Source organism: Streptomyces sp. NPDC031670 (assembly GCF_055580545.1).
In genome coordinates this window covers 95,969-110,515 of the sequence record NZ_JBVILC010000001.1, presented here as the reverse complement: position 1 = coordinate 110,515, position 14,547 = coordinate 95,969, and the positions used below count along the sequence as shown (strand labels likewise).

At 71.3% G+C, this 14,547-nt stretch carries 14 protein-coding genes; all 14 read right to left on the bottom strand.

The features are described from left to right. Nucleotides 1-464: 464 nt before the first annotated feature. The 14 genes from ACZ5ID_RS00500 to ACZ5ID_RS00435 all read right to left on the bottom strand — a co-directional run bounded on the left by ACZ5ID_RS00500 (nt 465) and on the right by ACZ5ID_RS00435 (nt 14,522). Nucleotides 465-779 carry an acyl-CoA carboxylase epsilon subunit gene (locus tag ACZ5ID_RS00500; RefSeq protein ID WP_468892063.1) on the bottom strand — a complete coding sequence of 105 codons (315 nt, stop codon included), beginning with the start codon at nt 777-779 and terminating at the stop codon, nt 465-467. 29 nt (nt 780-808) lie between these two features. Then, nucleotides 809-2,389 carry an acyl-CoA carboxylase subunit beta gene (locus ACZ5ID_RS00495; RefSeq protein ID WP_468892061.1) on the bottom strand — a complete coding sequence of 527 codons (1,581 nt, stop codon included), beginning with the start codon at nt 2,387-2,389 and terminating at the stop codon, nt 809-811. Between the two features lie 59 nt (nt 2,390-2,448). Then, nucleotides 2,449-3,120 (bottom strand): 4'-phosphopantetheinyl transferase family protein, encoded by a 672-nt coding sequence (locus ACZ5ID_RS00490; protein WP_468892060.1) that lies wholly within the window; start codon nt 3,118-3,120, stop codon nt 2,449-2,451. After that, entirely contained in the window at nt 3,117-4,403 is a 1,287-nt protein-coding gene (locus tag ACZ5ID_RS00485) for an MFS transporter (RefSeq protein ID WP_468892059.1), read from the bottom strand. Before ACZ5ID_RS00485 ends, ACZ5ID_RS00490 begins: the two co-directional genes overlap by 4 nt. A gap of 12 nt (nt 4,404-4,415) precedes the next feature. After that, a complete protein-coding gene (locus ACZ5ID_RS00480) occupies nt 4,416-5,294 on the bottom strand; it encodes an alpha/beta hydrolase (RefSeq protein ID WP_468892058.1) in 879 nt (292 codons plus the stop codon). Nucleotides 5,295-5,355: 61 nt separating this feature from the next. Further along, on the bottom strand, nt 5,356-6,843 hold the full coding sequence (locus ACZ5ID_RS00475) for an FAD-dependent monooxygenase (RefSeq protein WP_468892056.1): 1,488 nt from the start codon (nt 6,841-6,843) through the stop codon (nt 5,356-5,358). 106 nt (nt 6,844-6,949) lie between these two features. Then, complete coding sequence (locus tag ACZ5ID_RS00470; protein WP_468892054.1) at nt 6,950-8,425, bottom strand: FAD-dependent monooxygenase; 1,476 nt, start codon at nt 8,423-8,425, stop codon at nt 6,950-6,952. Nucleotides 8,426-8,432: 7 nt separating this feature from the next. Continuing rightward, complete coding sequence (locus ACZ5ID_RS00465) at nt 8,433-9,368, bottom strand: aromatase/cyclase (RefSeq protein ID WP_358832639.1); 936 nt, start codon at nt 9,366-9,368, stop codon at nt 8,433-8,435. A 30-nt stretch (nt 9,369-9,398) separates the two neighbouring features. Beyond that, complete coding sequence (gene fabG, locus ACZ5ID_RS00460) at nt 9,399-10,184, bottom strand: 3-oxoacyl-ACP reductase FabG (protein WP_406550849.1); 786 nt, start codon at nt 10,182-10,184, stop codon at nt 9,399-9,401. A gap of 22 nt (nt 10,185-10,206) precedes the next feature. Continuing rightward, a complete protein-coding gene (locus ACZ5ID_RS00455) occupies nt 10,207-10,473 on the bottom strand; it encodes an acyl carrier protein (RefSeq protein WP_468892051.1) in 267 nt (88 codons plus the stop codon). A 130-nt stretch (nt 10,474-10,603) separates the two neighbouring features. Continuing rightward, nucleotides 10,604-11,812, bottom strand: a complete 1,209-nt coding sequence (locus tag ACZ5ID_RS00450) for a ketosynthase chain-length factor (protein WP_468892049.1) — start codon at nt 11,810-11,812, stop codon at nt 10,604-10,606. Continuing rightward, nucleotides 11,809-13,083, bottom strand: a complete 1,275-nt coding sequence (locus tag ACZ5ID_RS00445; protein WP_468892048.1) for a beta-ketoacyl-[acyl-carrier-protein] synthase family protein — start codon at nt 13,081-13,083, stop codon at nt 11,809-11,811. Before ACZ5ID_RS00445 ends, ACZ5ID_RS00450 begins: the two co-directional genes overlap by 4 nt. After that, nucleotides 13,080-13,409 (bottom strand): TcmI family type II polyketide cyclase, encoded by a 330-nt coding sequence (locus tag ACZ5ID_RS00440; protein WP_468892046.1) that lies wholly within the window; start codon nt 13,407-13,409, stop codon nt 13,080-13,082. Before ACZ5ID_RS00440 ends, ACZ5ID_RS00445 begins: the two co-directional genes overlap by 4 nt. Before the next feature lie 423 nt (nt 13,410-13,832). Next, nucleotides 13,833-14,522: an antibiotic biosynthesis monooxygenase family protein gene (locus tag ACZ5ID_RS00435; protein WP_468892044.1), complete on the bottom strand. Its 690-nt coding sequence runs from the start codon at nt 14,520-14,522 to the stop codon at nt 13,833-13,835. Nucleotides 14,523-14,547 lie beyond the last annotated feature (25 nt).

The following is a 14,547-nucleotide window of genomic DNA, read 5'->3' as shown; positions in this document are numbered from 1 at the left end:
AGGGTAACGCGCCGCGACTCGCATAATCCGGCCATCTTGGCGCACCTCTATCGTTGACGCAGCCATGACATGATGTTTGCCACAACGGCCTGGAGGTTTACGGAATTGGGGTGGGTCTGCTGACAAGAAGTTAACTAACAGGTGTCCAAGTGGCGTCACGGCTGCCGGTGGCTTGAATAGGCCGGTACTGCGCCTCAGCCGGGCGCGTCCCGCGCCTCCCAGCGCTCCCTGTGATCGGGCTGTAGCTTGCAGTACGCCAACACCTGCATGACGAAGACCCCCATTCACCGCACAGAATGGTCGCCGGGGAGAGTGTGTGTCAAGTAAAGTCCGACGCCCTGAACAGCGGCGCGCCCCGGGTGGGGCCGCCCTCGTCCGGACGGCCCCACCCGGGGCGCTGGGTACCGCTCGCTACGCGGAATGCGCTTCTACGGACCATATTTGACGGTCCGTCAGGCATGTGTTCAGGCGAGCACCGGGCCGCCGGCCCGCCAGGTGCGCGGGCCGTCGAAGCCCGTCGCCCGGTCGGTGCGGCGCCAGCTCGCCGAGCGGCGCTGCCTCGGGATCATCACCCGGGCCGCCTCGGCCCGCGCCTCCATCGCGGAGAAGTGCGCGAAGAACAGCGCGGCCAGCGCCGCCAGTTCCTCCGGATCCGGATTACCGCGCTCCACTCTCAGCAGCTCACGGCAGTGCTCCAGGGTCATCCCGGCGGTCTCGGCGGTGCTCCCGGCGGCCTCGGCACTCTCGGCGGGCTCGGTGATCTGGGTCATCTCGCTCATGTCGGTCCCTTTGTCTACGGAAGTCGGGCCTACTGGGGCGGGTTGCCGTGCTTGCGGCGCGGCAGTTCGGCGTCCTTGGCGATCAGCATCGCGACCGAACGGCACAGCACCGAGCGGGTCTCGCGCGGGTCGATGACGTCGTCGACCAGACCGCGCTCCGCCGCGAAGTAGGGGTGCACCAGCTCGTTCTTGTACTCCTCGATCTTCTGCGCGCGCATCGCGTCGGGGTCCTCGGCCGCGGCGATCTCCCGGCGGAAGACCACGTTCGCCGCGCCCTCGGCGCCCATCACCGCGATCTCGTTGGTCGGCCAGGCGAACGCCAGGTCCGCGCCGATCGAGCGCGAGTCCATCACGATGTAGGCACCGCCGTACGCCTTGCGCAGCACCACCGAGATCCGGGGCACGGTCGCGTTGCAGTACGCGTAGAGCAGCTTCGCGCCGCGCCGGATGATGCCGTCGTGCTCCTGGTCCACGCCCGGCAGGAAGCCGGGGACGTCGACCAGGGTGATCAGCGGGATGCTGAAGGAGTCGCAGAACTGGACGAAACGCGCGCCCTTCTCGCTCGCCTTGATGTCCAGGACGCCCGCCATCGCGGAGGGCTGGTTGGCGACGATACCGACGACATGGCCGTCGAGCCGGGCCAGCGCGACGACCAGGTTCGGCGCCCAGTTGGCGTGGATCTCCATGTACTCGCCCTCGTCGACGAGCTCCTCGATCACCGAGCGCACGTCGTAGGAGCGGTTGCCGTCGGCCGGCACCAGGTCGAGCAGGGCCGTGCCCTCGCGGTCCACCGGGTCCGAGGTCTGGGCCAGCGGCGGCATCTCCCGGTTGTTGGACGGCAGCAGCGACAGCAGATAGCGGACCTCGGCGAGGCAGGTCTCCTCGTCGTCGTAGGCGAAGTGCGCCACGCCCGAGACCCCGGCGTGCACGTCGGCGCCGCCGAGCCCGTTCTGGCTGATCTCCTCGCCGGTCACCGCCTGCACCACGTCCGGGCCGGTGATGAACATCTGCGAGGTCTCCCGGACCATGAAGACGAAGTCCGTCAGGGCCGGCGAGTACGCGGCGCCGCCCGCGCACGGGCCCAGCATCACGGAGATCTGCGGGATCACCCCGCTGGCCCTGGTGTTGCGCTGGAAGATGCCGCCGTACCCGGCCAGCGCCGAGACGCCCTCCTGGATACGGGCGCCGGCACCGTCGTTCAGGGACACCAGCGGCGCCCCGGCCGCGATGGCCATGTCCATCAGTTTGTGGATCTTGGAGGCGTGGGCCTCGCCCAGCGCGCCGCCGAAGATACGGAAGTCGTGCGCGTAGACGAAGACGGTACGGCCCTCGACCGTGCCCCAGCCGGTGATGACACCGTCCGTGTACGGCTTCTTGGCCTCCAGGCCGAAGCCGGTCGCCCGGTGCCTGCGCAACTGCTCGACCTCGGTGAAGCTGCCCTTGTCCAGGAGGAGTTCGATCCGCTCGCGCGCGGTCAGCTTGCCCTTGGCGTGCTGCGCCTCGGTCGCCCTGTCGCTGGGGCCGCGGACGGCCTGCTCCTTGCGCTCGCTGAGCTCGTCCAGCCGGTCGGTGACCTCGGCAGAGGACGGTGTGGTCGGCGTGGTCGACATAATGTGGTGTTCCCCCTGTAGGTTGCGGATCCTTGGTGCGGAATCGACTGCCTTCACGGTCACGTCGGGTGGTGGCGCAGTGCCGCCGCGGCGGCGTATCCGGGCTGCACGGGCACGTTGCGCACCGTCCAGCCGTGCGGGCGGTCCGGGGCGTTGCGGTCGCCCAGGTAGTCCGCCGCGGGTGAGCGGGTGAGTCCGGTGCCCAGGCCCTTGAGATAGGCCTCCTTACGGGTCCACAGCCGGGCGAACGCCACGGTTCGCTCGGCCGCGGGGAGCGCGCGCAGCTCCTCGCGCTCCTGCGGGTGCAGCCGGGGCAGCACCATCTCGACGGCCTCGGGCGACGGGACGCGCTGGACGTCCACGCCCACCGGGGCCGCGGCGACCCCGATGGCGATCAGGCCGTGGCTGTGCGAGAGGTTGAAGTGGAGCGGCAGCGGCGGGTCGATCAGCCGCGGCTTGCCGTACGGGTCCTCGCCCCGGCCCAGCACGATCCGGCCGGGCTCCAGACCGGTGTACGCGGCGAGCAGGCCGCGCAGGGTGGCGTGCGCGGTGACGTACTGGATCCGGTCGCGCGCCGACACATAGGACGCGGCGCGTGCCTCCTCCATCGCGTCCAGCGCCTTCATCAGCGGGCACAGCGACGCCACCTCCTCGGCGGGCGGACGGAAGACCAGCAGGTGCAGCCGTCCCGCCGAAGGGGCCGCCCGCAGCGGCGTACGGGTCGCGTTCACCGGCCCACCGCCTCGTGGACGGGGCCGCCGTGTCCGTCGCCCCCGGACGTCTCCAGGGGGGCGACGGGCTCGACGCGGCCGGCGCGGCGGTCGTACACCAGCGCGGTGAGCGCCGCCGCCAGCGAGACCAGGCCGCCCACGTAGAAACCGGAGCGGGCTCCCAGGTGCTCGGCGAGCCAGCCGATCAGCAGCGAGCCGAGGGGGGTGGAGCCCTGGAGGATCAGGGTGTACAGCGCCATCACCCGGCCCCGGTAGCGCGGGTCGCTGCCGAGCTGGACGCGGTGGTTGACGGCCTGGACGAAGAAGATGGTGGCGCCCCCGGTGAGCGAGAGCAGCACGATCGCCGCGGCGAAGTCCGGCGCCCAGCCCGCCACCGTCTCCAGGACCGCGAAGACCAGTGCCGCGCCCACCACCAGACGGCTGGAGGGGCGGCTGCGGCGCGCGGTGGTGGCGAAGGCGGCGATCAGCGAGCCCGCCGCGAACCCGGTGGTGAGCAGCCCGAAGGAGGCCGCGTCGGCGTGGAAGACGGTCTTGGCGTACAGCGGCAGGGTGAGCTGGAAGTTGAGCCCGAAGAGGGAGATCACCCCGACGAGGAGGAGCGGCAGCTTCAGGTCCGGGCGCCCGGCGACGTAACGGAGCCCGTCGACCACCCGGGGCCGGGTGTCCGGCCGGGTGCCGAGCAGGAGCTCGCCGGGCCGCATCATCCGCAGCCCGACGACCGTCGCCAGATAGCTGACGGAGTTGAACAGCATCACCCAGCCCGTGCCGAAGCCGGTGATGAGCAGCCCCGCGAGGGCGGGTCCGACCACCCGGGCGGTGTTGAAGTACGCGGCGCTCAACGCCGAGGCGTTGGGCAGCAGTTCGGGACCGACCAGTTCGCTGACGAACGCCATCCGGGTCGGCACCTCGACGGCGTTGACGACGCCCAGGCCCAGCGCGCAGAGCCAGATGTGCCACAGCTGGACGGCGTCCGCGAACGCCAGCACCGCCAGGACCAGCGCGAGCACGCCGGAGGCCAGGTTGGCGCAAGTCAGCAGGAGCCGCTTGTCGTAGCGGTCGGCGAGGCGCCCGCCGTACAGGGTGAGCAGCAGCAGCGGGGTGAACTGGAGCGCGGTGACGACGCCGAGGGCGGTGCCGGAGTTGTCGGCCAGGCCCAGGACGATCCAGTCCTGGGCCACGACCATCATCCAGGTGCCGGCGACGGAGACGACCTGCCCGGCCGCGAAGAGCCGGAAGTTCCGTACCGCCAGGGAGCGGAAGGGATGGGCGAAGGTGCTGGTCATAGGCTCGGATGCTCAGGCATCGCGTCCCGCCCTGGTGATGCAGTCCTCCAGGAACGCGAGCGTGCGCAGGTGGTAGGAGCGGGCCGCCCAGCCGAGGCTGATGTTGTGGCCGGCGTCCGGCTGGCGGTCGACGACGATGCGGGGTGCGGAGGTGAGCTGGGCGGCGAGGTCGGCGAGGTCCTGTTCGCCGTGGAGCCACCAGCCCTCGTGCTCGGCGAAGGTGAGCCGGACGGGGATGCGGACGCGTGGCGCCAGGGCCGCGAACAGCTCGGGCCAGCGCGGCAGTTCGCCCGCCTCGCGCTCCGGCATCGGCGCCACCAGGGCGCCGCTGCTGCGGAAGGTGTCCGGCGGGTACAGCCGCAGCGGCCCCCAGTGCCGGGCGATGTGCTTGAGGCCCTTGCGGATCACGCCCGGGGTGACGGCGTAGCGGTGGCCGCAGCCGGAGATGTCGAGGCCGAGGAGGCCGTCGCCGGTGCAGTGGGCGGCGGCCGAGAGCGCCAGCTTGCCGCCGAAGGAGTGGGCGACGAGCAGGATGCCCGCGCCGGTCGGGTACTCGGCGGTGAAGTGGTCGATCCCGGCGCGCAGCACGTCGGTCTGCTCGGCGACGGTGAGGCCGTCGGGCAGTTGGGCGGCGGAGTGCCCGTAGCCGGGCCGGTCGACGGCCAGGACCGTGTAGCCGAGCCGGGCGCCGAGGGTGAGCAGCGACAGCTCGGGGTGGGCCTGGCCGTCGAAGTACCCGGCGTTCATGCCGCCGCCGTGGACGGCGACGACGGTGGCGCGGGGAGGGCCTTCCGGCTCGCACAGCAACGCGGACAGGGTGACACCGCCCGCGTCCAGGGTGATCCTGCGAACGCCCTGGGAGACGGCGCCCGGTGCGAGCGTGCTTTCCATCAATGCCCCCGTTTGCGTTGACTGTTGACCGGTCCCGGCTCAGGGACCGGGTGGCTGGGCGTCAGGCCGCGGCCGGGCCGAACCACCGGTTCAGCGCGTCCCCGAGCTCCTCGGCCGAGTTCCCGGCCCAGGCGACGTATCCATCGGGCCGTACGAGCACGGCGCCCGCGCCCGCCAGCGGATCGGTTCCGCCGTCCACCGGCTTGGCCGAGGCGGTGACGACGTCGACCCGGCCCGGCCGGTGCGCCGCCGCCTCGCGGAGCGACGCGTCGTCCGCGAGGTCGAGCAGCACCCCGTGCGCCCGGTGCAGCAGCGCCGTGGTGCTGGTCTCGCCGTCCGCCAGGACCAGCGTGCGCGGCGGGATGCGCCGCCCCACCAGCGGGTGCCCGTCGCCCAGTTCGTACCGGATGTCCAGACCGCTGACGATGCCCGCCAGGTGCCGCTTGACGTCGTCGTACTGGATCAGCTCGCCGAACAGCTGCCGCAGCGGGTCCGCCTCGGGGCCGCCGAGGAAGACCATCCCCTGCGCGCGGGTGTTCATCAGCAGCCGCGCCCCCACGGGGTGGCGCTCGCCGTGGTAGGTGTCGAGCAGCCCCCCCGGCGCGGTCCCGGCGATCTCCGCCGCGAGCTTCCAGCCGAGGTTGGCCGCGTCCTGGACGCCGGTGCTCAGACCCTGGCCGCCGGCCGGGAGGTGGATGTGGGCGGCGTCGCCGACCAGCAGGACCCGGCCGCGCCGGTACTCGGAGGCCTGGCGGGTGGCGTCGCTGAAGAAGCTGACCCACTCGGCGCCGCCGTGCGAGATGTCCTCACCGGTGATCGACTGCCAGGCCGCGGCGACCTCCTCGAAGGAGACCGACTCGCCGCTGGCCCGCGCGGGCGCGTTGTCGGGGCAGACGATGATCCGGTCCACGCCCGGGGCGAGCGGGGCCGCCATCACCATGCCGTTGTTCAGCCGCTCCCCGAGGAAGCGCGGACGCAGCTCGCAGCCGGTGACATCGGCGAGGAACATCGCCCGGGTCGCGGAGGTGCCCGGGAAGTCGAACCCGGCGGCCTCGCGGACCACGCTACGCCCGCCGTCGGCGCCCACCAGGTAGGAGGCGCGCAGCTTGCGTACGGCGTTGGGCGTCTGGACGGTGATCTCGACGTCGTCGCCGTCCAGGAAGCCGTCGGTCAGCTCCAGGAACTCCCACCCGCGCCGGATGTCGACGCCCAGCTCCCGCGCCCACTCCTCCAGGACCGCCTCGGTCCTGTACTGCGGGATGCCACGCGCCCCGAAGTGCCCGCCCTCCAGGACGGTGTAGTCGAACTGCACACCGCCGAAGTGCCCCATGGGGCTGATCTCCAGCGTCTCGCCCTGGCCGAACCGGGGCAGCAGCCCGCGCTGGTCGAAGATCTCCATGGCGCGGGCCGTGAAGCCGAGGCCCCGGGACTGCCCGGTCGGCTTCGCCAGCCGTTCGACGACGACGACCCGGGCCCCGCCCAGGCGCAGCTCGCCGGCGAGCATGAGACCGGTCGGACCCGCGCCGACGATGATGACATCGGTGTCCACGGCTGTCCCCTCCATAGTGTTCCCTTTCCTGGACGTGCCCGGTGGTTCCCTGTCCTGCGGTGGAGTCGTGCGGTCGTACACGGGGGCGGGGGTGGTACGGGGAGCGTCAGCGCGAGGGGCCGAACCAGCGCTCCAGGGCCTCCCGCAGCCCGGTGCCACCGGTCTCCGGCCCGCCCGCCCAGGCCACGTGGCCGTCGGGGCGCACCAGGACGGCGCCCACGCCCTGGAGGGCGCCGTCCTTCTCCGGCGCGGCCGGCAGCACGGTGACCCGGTCGGCCCAGCCGGAGGTGTCCGGCAGCGCCGCACCGCCGCCGGACAGATCGAGGAGCACACCGCGTGCGGTGCGCAGCGACTGGGCCGTGTTCACCGGGCCCTCGCCGGTGGTCAGGGCCGTGTCCGGCAGCCGGGCGCCGAGCAGCGGGTGCCCGGGGCCGCCGACGTCGTAGCGGATGTCGAGGCCGCTGATCATCCCGGCGAGGTGCGCCCGGACGTCGTCGTGGGTGAGGAGTTCGGTGAGGACCGAGCGCAGCGGCTCGACCTCGGGGCCGCCGAGCAGCAGCATCGCCTGCGCCCTGATGTTGGACAGGACGCGCCGGCCGACCTCGTGGCGTTCGGTGTGGTACGTGTCGAGCAGATCCTCGGGGGCGCTGCCACTGAGGTGCAGCGCCAGCTTCCAGCCCAGGTTGAAGGCGTCCTGGAGGCCCAGGTTGAGGGCCTGGCCGCCGATGGGCATCTGGCGGTGGGCCGCGTCCCCGGCGAACAGGATCCTGCCGTGACGGTAACGGGTGAGCTGGCGGTTGGCGTCGCCGAACGAGTTCGCCCACAGCGGGGTTCCGCCGCTGATGTCCTCGCCGGTGACACGCTTCCAGACCGCCGCGATCTCGCCGAACTCCGGGTCCGAGGTGCGCGGTTCGGCGTGGGAGCCGAACTCGTGCACCATCACCCGGGTCACCCCGTCCCGGGTCGCCGCGATGGCGAGTCCGGCCGGGAGCCGCTCGAAGCGGCGGTTGGGGATGGCGACGCCGGCGACGTCCGCGCGCAGCAGCTCGCGGCCGGCGTCGTTGCCGGGGAACTCGGCCCCGGTGAGGCGGCGCACGGTGGAGTCCTCGCCGTCGCACCCGACGAGGAAGCCACCGCGCACCACGACCGTGCCCTCGGGGCCGGCCGCGGTCGCCTCCACGAACCCGCCCCGGTCGTGGACCTCGCGCAGCTCGTGGCCGCGCCGCAGGTCCACGCCCAGCGAGAGCGCCCACTCCTGGAGCAGGACCTCGGTCCGGGTCTGGGGCATCTTCCACTGCCCGGGGAAGGGGCTGGGCAGGGTGAGGTCCATCGGGATGCCGCCGAAGTGGCCGCGCGGCTCGTTCGGCGGCGTCCCGAAGACGTCGAGCAGGCCGCGGCTGTCGAGGAGCTCCATGGTGCGGGCGTGCAGCGTGGAGGCCCTCGACTCCGTGGTGGGAGCGGCCCGCTGTTCCAGGACGACCACCTCGGCGCCGCCGAGGCGCAGCTCGCCGGCGAGCAGCAGCCCGACGGGGCCGGCGCCGACGACGATGACCTGGGTGTCGAGGCGGTCCGTGGTGGTCATCTCCGGTTCAGCCCTTCGACTCGGCGTACGTCTTGGCGTGGTTGAGCGTGGCCGTGCTGTTGGTGGACAGCGCGGTGTGCACGTACTCACGGGCGTCCGCGACGGTGGCCTCGGGGCCGAGGATCTTCGCGATGTTGTCCGTATTGAGCGTGACGGTGTGCTGCGAGGAGGCGGCCGTGCCCTCGGGGGTCTCCTCGAACGTCCAGATCCCGGTGTGCAGGGTCATCAGCGCGGGCAGCGTGACCTGCTTGTACGCGATCTTGTAGTTCGGGAAGGTCACCCGGTACGACTTGGTGGTGTGCACCGAGCCGTCCTTGGCGCGGGTGTCCATCTCCAGGGTCTGGAGCCCGGGGGTGTCCTCGGTCAGCCGGACCACGGCCACGTGCGGCAGCCGCTCGGACCACCGGTCGGCCTCGTTGATGAAGTCGAACAGGTCCTTGGGCGAGCCCTGGACGATGACGGTGTCGGTGAACGAGAACGTCACCTCCTCGGTCGCGTGGGCCAGTTCGACGTTCTGCTTGAGCGCGGCCAGCTCCGAGCGGCTGTTCTTGTCGACGGCCTCGTCGATCCAGGCCAGGCCCTCGGGGTCGTCGTCGATGGCCCGGTAGTCGTGGAGCAGCCGGACCCGCGAGGAGTTCTCCCCCAGGGTCTCGATGATCCAGGTGCCGCCCATCGCCGCGACCGGAGGCGTGGTGACCTCCTGGCGGAAGGTGATCCGCAGGGCCTCGGGGTCCAGCTCGCGGTGCGAGGTCCAGTTCTTGGCCTCGCCGTTGGCGGTGGCCCAGATCCGGATGCGCTCGTGGTTGCCGTTCTCGCCGACCTGGTCCACGTAGATGGTGGGCGGGAAGATCCGCGGCCAGTTCGTCACCTCCGCCAGCAGCCGGTACACCGCGGCGGCGGGGGCGTCGATGGTGATCTCGTGCTCGACCTCACGGGTCGTCATAACCGCTCCTCGTTCGGGTGCTTGGCCGGGTCAGAAGTTGCCGAGACCGCCGCAGACGTTGAGCGCCTGCGCGGTGATGGAGGCGGCGGTGTCGGAGGCGAGGTAGCCGACCAGGCCCGCGACCTCGTCCGGGGTGGAGTAGCGGCCGAGCGGGATCTTGGCCTGGAACTTCTCCAGGATCGCGTCCTCGGAGGTGGAGTAGGCGGCGGCGTAGCCCTGGCGCACGCGCTGGGCCATGGGCGTCTCGACGTAGCCCGGGCAGACGGCGTTGACCGTGATGCCGGTGGGCGCGAGCTCGTTGCCGAGCGCCTTGGTGAAGCCGACCACGCCGTGCTTGGAGGCGGAGTACGGGGCGCCGAGCACGACGCCCTGCTTGCCGGCGGTGGAGGCGATGTTGATGATCCGGCCGCGGTCCTTGTGGCGCATGCCGCCGGTGTTCAGGACCTCCCGGGTCATCCGGAAGACGCTGTTCAGGTTGGTGTCGATGACGGCGTCCCACAGCTCGTCCTCGATGTCGGCGGTCACCCCGCCACCCGAGCGGCCGGCGTTGTTGACCAGCACGTCGACGGTGCCGAAGCGGTCGACGGCCGACTGCACGAAGGCCTTGACGCTCTCGGCGTCGGTGACGTCCAGCGCCGAGCCGTCGGCCTCGAAGCCCTCGCCCTGGAGCTGCTTGACGGTCTCGGCGACGTTGTCGGCGTTGCGCGCGCCGATGAAGACGCGGTGCCCCTGGGAGGCGAGCAGCCGGGCCACGGAGAGCCCGATGCCGCTCGTGGCACCCGACACCAGTGCGACCCGTGCGGTGTTCTCGGTCATGTCGTTCTTCCTTGTCAGTGGCTCAGACGGCGGACGCGGAGGAGAGCTGGGCGTTGACGACCTCGATGAGGGCGCGCGGGGTGGTGGCGTCGGTCAGCGCGTCGTCGTCCAGCGATATGCCGTACTCACGCTCGATCCGGCCGCCCGTCTCCAGCAGGGCGAGCGACTCGTATCCCAGGACCTCGAACTCGGTGTCCAGGATGTCGCCGTCCAGGTCGACGCCCTCGTCGGCGCCCGCTGCCTCAAGGAGGATGCGCTTGAGGTCGTCGAGGGTGAACGTGGTGGCCATGGGTTTTCCCTTTCCTAGGTGTACGGCGTTGCCAGGTGTCTGTGGCGGTACCGCGCCCCCCTGGGGCGCGGGACACTGCGCGACCAGCCACAGACGGTCCGCAGTCGGATGACCACGCTTCCCGGGGGCGCTACGCCCGGACGACCACGGCGGAGTTGAAGCCCCCGTAACCACGGGCCAGGACCAGCGCGGTGCGCACCTCGGCGGTGCGCGGCTCCCCCAGCACCAGGTCCAGGTCGTACTCGGCGGCGGGGTCGATGTGCACGGTCGGCGGGATCAGACCGTCCTGGATGGCGAGGAACGCGGCGGCCAGGTCCAGCGGTGCCGCGCCCGAGTAGAGCCGTCCGGTCATCGTCTTGGGCGCGGTGACCGCGACCCCCCGGCTGCCGAAGACCGCGTTGATCGCCTCGGCCTCCTGGCGGTCGAGCTCGGGGACGGCGGCGGCGTCGGCGAAGACCACGTCCACGTCCCCCGGGGCGACCCCCGCGTCGGCCAGGGCGAGTTCGATGGCCTTGCGCAGCCCCGGCGGACGGCCGGAGCCGGCCTTGGGGTCGATGGTCGAGCCGTAGCCCGCGACCTCGCCGTAGATCCGGGCACCGCGGGCGCGGGCCGCCTCGGCGTCCTCCATGATGAGGATCGCGCCGCCCTCACCGGCCACGAACCCGGCGGCCTCGCGGTCGAAGGGCAGATAGGCGCGGTTCGGCTCCTCGCTGGTGGAGAGCCGGTCGCTGGCCAGCTGCGCCACCCAGCCCCACGGGCAGACCGAGGCGTCGACGGCGCCGGAGACGATCAGCGCGGTGCCCTTGCGGATCTGGCGGCGGGCCTGCGCCACGGCGTCGAGACCGCCGGCCTGGTCGCTGACGACCACACCGCTGGGGCCCTTCATCCCGTTGCGGATGGAGATCTGGCCGCTGTTGACGGCGTAGAACCAGGCGAAGGACTGGTACGCCGAGACGTACTGGCTGCCCTTGGACCACAGGGCCTGGAGCTCGCCCTGACCGAACTCGAAGCCGCCGGCCGCGCTCGCGGTCACCACACCCATGTCGAACTCGGGCAGTTCGGCGGGGGTGATGCCCGCGTCGGCGAGCGCCCAGTCGGTCGCGACCAGCGCGAGCCGGGTGACCCGGTCGGTCTGCGGCAGCAGCCGGCTCGGCAGCAGGTCCTCGGCGACGAAGCCGGGGACCTCGCCGGCCAGCTTGGCCGGGTAGGACGACGGGTCGAAGCGGGTGATGCGGCCGATGCCGCTCTTGCCACCGACGGTCGCCGCCCAGTAGTCCTGGATGCCGAGCCCGTTGGGGGACGCCACCCCCAGGCCGGTGACCACCACGGACGACGTCATGCGAGGTTCCTCTCGGGACGGGCGAGCACCACGGCGCTCTGGAATCCACCGAAGCCGCTGCCGACCGAGAGCACCGCGTCGGTGCGCTGGTCGCGGGCCGTGAGCGGGACGTAGTCCAGGTCGCACTCCGGGTCGGGCGTGTGCAGGTTCGCCGTGGGAGGTACGACGTTGTACTCCATGGCGAGCGCCGAGGCGGCGATCTCGATCGAGCCGATCGCGCCCAGCGAGTGGCCCACCATCGACTTGATGGAGCTCATCGGGATCCGGTAGGCGTGGTCCCCGAGGCTGCGCTTGACGGCCGCCGTCTCGTGGCGGTCGTTCTGCTTGGTGCCGGAGCCGTGGGCGTTGACGTAGTCGATCTGGTCGCCGTTCATCCGCGCCTCGTCGAGCGCCACGCGGATCGCCTCGGCCATTTCCGCGCCGTCGGGGCGCAGTCCGGTCATGTGGTACGCGTTGGAGCGCGTGGCGTAGCCCGCGATCTCCGCGTAGATGTGGGCGCCGCGCCGCTGGGCGCTCTCCAGCTCCTCCAGGACGAAGAAGGCGGTGCCCTCGCCCAGGACGAAGCCGTTGCGCGAGTTGTCGAAGGGGCGCGAGGCCGTCTCCGGCTCGTCGTGGCGGTTGGTCGTCGCCTTGATCGCGTCGAAGCACGCCATGGTGATCGGCGAGATCGGCGCGTCCGAGGAACCGGCGATCATGACGTCGGCGGAGCCCTCGCGGATCAGCTCGACGGCGTAGCCGACCGAGTCGATGCCCGAGGTGCAGCCGGTGGAGACCACGGTGCTGGGGCCCTCGGCGCCGACCGCCCAGGCCACCTCGGCCGCGAAGGAGCTCGGCACCAGGTGGTTGTAGAGGTGCGGTACGGCGTACTCGTGGTCCACCAGGTCGAGCCGGCCGCCGTCGCTGACGACCCGGTACTCCTCGTCGAGGCCCATGGTCGCGCCGACCGCGCTGCCGACGGTGACACCGACCCGGTAGGGGTCGAGGCCGGCCAGCTCCAGACCGCTGTCGGCGACCGCGCCGCGCGAGGCGACGACGGCGAACTGCCCGGCGCGGTCCATGCGCCGGACCTCCTGCGGGCTCAGACCGTGCTCGTACGGATCGAAGTCGATCTCGGCCGCCACCCGGGAGCGGAACGGCGTGGGGTCGAAGAAGGTGATCCCACGCGTCGCCGTGCGGCCCTCGCTGAGGAGGCTCCAGAAGTTCTTGGTGCCGATTCCACCCGGGGCGAGCACCTCCATCCCCGTGATGACGACCCTGCGAGGCGTTGTCACGCGCCCGCCTCCCAGTTGTAGAAGCGCGCGGCCATGGCGTCGGCGGGCGAGCGCCAGGTGGCCGGGTCGTACGCCTGGATGAACGGCTTGAGGTCCTCGCTGATCCCGATGAACCGCGGGTCGTTCTTCGCGGCCTCGATCAGCTGACCGCCGTTGTCCGCGTCGAAGTCCTGGAGGTGGAAGTAGAGGCCCCGGTAGGAGAACAGCTGGCGGCGCCGCGTTCCCATCCGGTGCGGCATGTCCGTCGCGTCGAACTCGGCGAACAGCTTGGCGACGTCGGTGCTCGAACCGGGTTCCATGCGGGCGACGATCAGCGTGCTGTGCATACGTTTTCGCTCCTCAGCGGTTGCGGTTGATCCGGCACTGGCCCGGCTCCCTGCGCGTACGACGTCGGACGCGCCCGGATCGGAGGGCCATGAACGGGAGTTGAGCGAGAGGATCAGCGGTGGCGAACCACGCCCCGGATCATGTATTCAAGGGTCTTCTGATCCCGCTCGCCGTTCAAGGCGCCCCGGTTCAGGTCTACGTCCGGTTCGGTCAGGTTCCGCAAATACACCGCAGCCATGTCAGAGAACACGCAACGAAGAGCAGCGATGCGGTGCGTAATTGTCACGTCGGCGTCAGGTGCCGTCAGGTCGCGGACCGGAGCGTCTTGCCTGGAAAACGGGGCCGGAAATGCCGGAACGCCCGGCTCCAGAAAGGGAGCCGGGCGTTTCGTGAGGTGCGGTGGCGCTTTTTCGTGCCGGGTGTTACTGGCCGGCGGCGCGGGTGTGGACGACCCGGTAGGTGTTGGAGTCCACCGACGTCAGGAGCGAACCGGTGCGGCGCTCGGCGTCCTGGCGGGCGGCGGGCTTGTCGTCCTGCGCGACGGCCTGGTAGGCGTCGAACGCCTCCTTGCTCTCCCACTGCGAGTAGGAGACCACGAAGGAGCCCTCGAGACCGCGGGCGGCGATGCCCTTGAGGACCGTGTGGGAGACGTAGCCGGGAACGTCGGCGAGGAACTTCATCGACGGGCCGAGCGCGTCCACCAGGGCGTCCTGGTTCTTCTCCTCGACGCCGAAGACCGCGATCACGGTGTAGTCGGTGCGCTCCGGGGAGATCTCGACGTCCCCGCCCGACTTGGTCTGGGAGTAGGCGATCTCGTTCTGGAGCAGCCGGATCGAGGTGGTCAGCTCGCCGAAGAGCGGGAGGGTGCGGTGCTTGAACTCCTCGCCGTCGTAGCGGTCCTCCAGGTCGGCACGGCTGCGCCACTGGATGAAGTTGGCCGTGCCCGGCTTGTCCACACCGGCGTGCACGGTGGAGGACATCCAGCCCGGGTAGGCCGCCGAGTCGACGATCTCGCGCATCGCGCCGAGCAGACCCTCCTGCTTCTCCGGGGCGTCCGTGGAGAAGAGGTTGAGGACGGTGAGGTTCTTGTCATCGCTGGAGATCTTGGGCATGTTCTTCGCTTCCTTCGAGGTACGG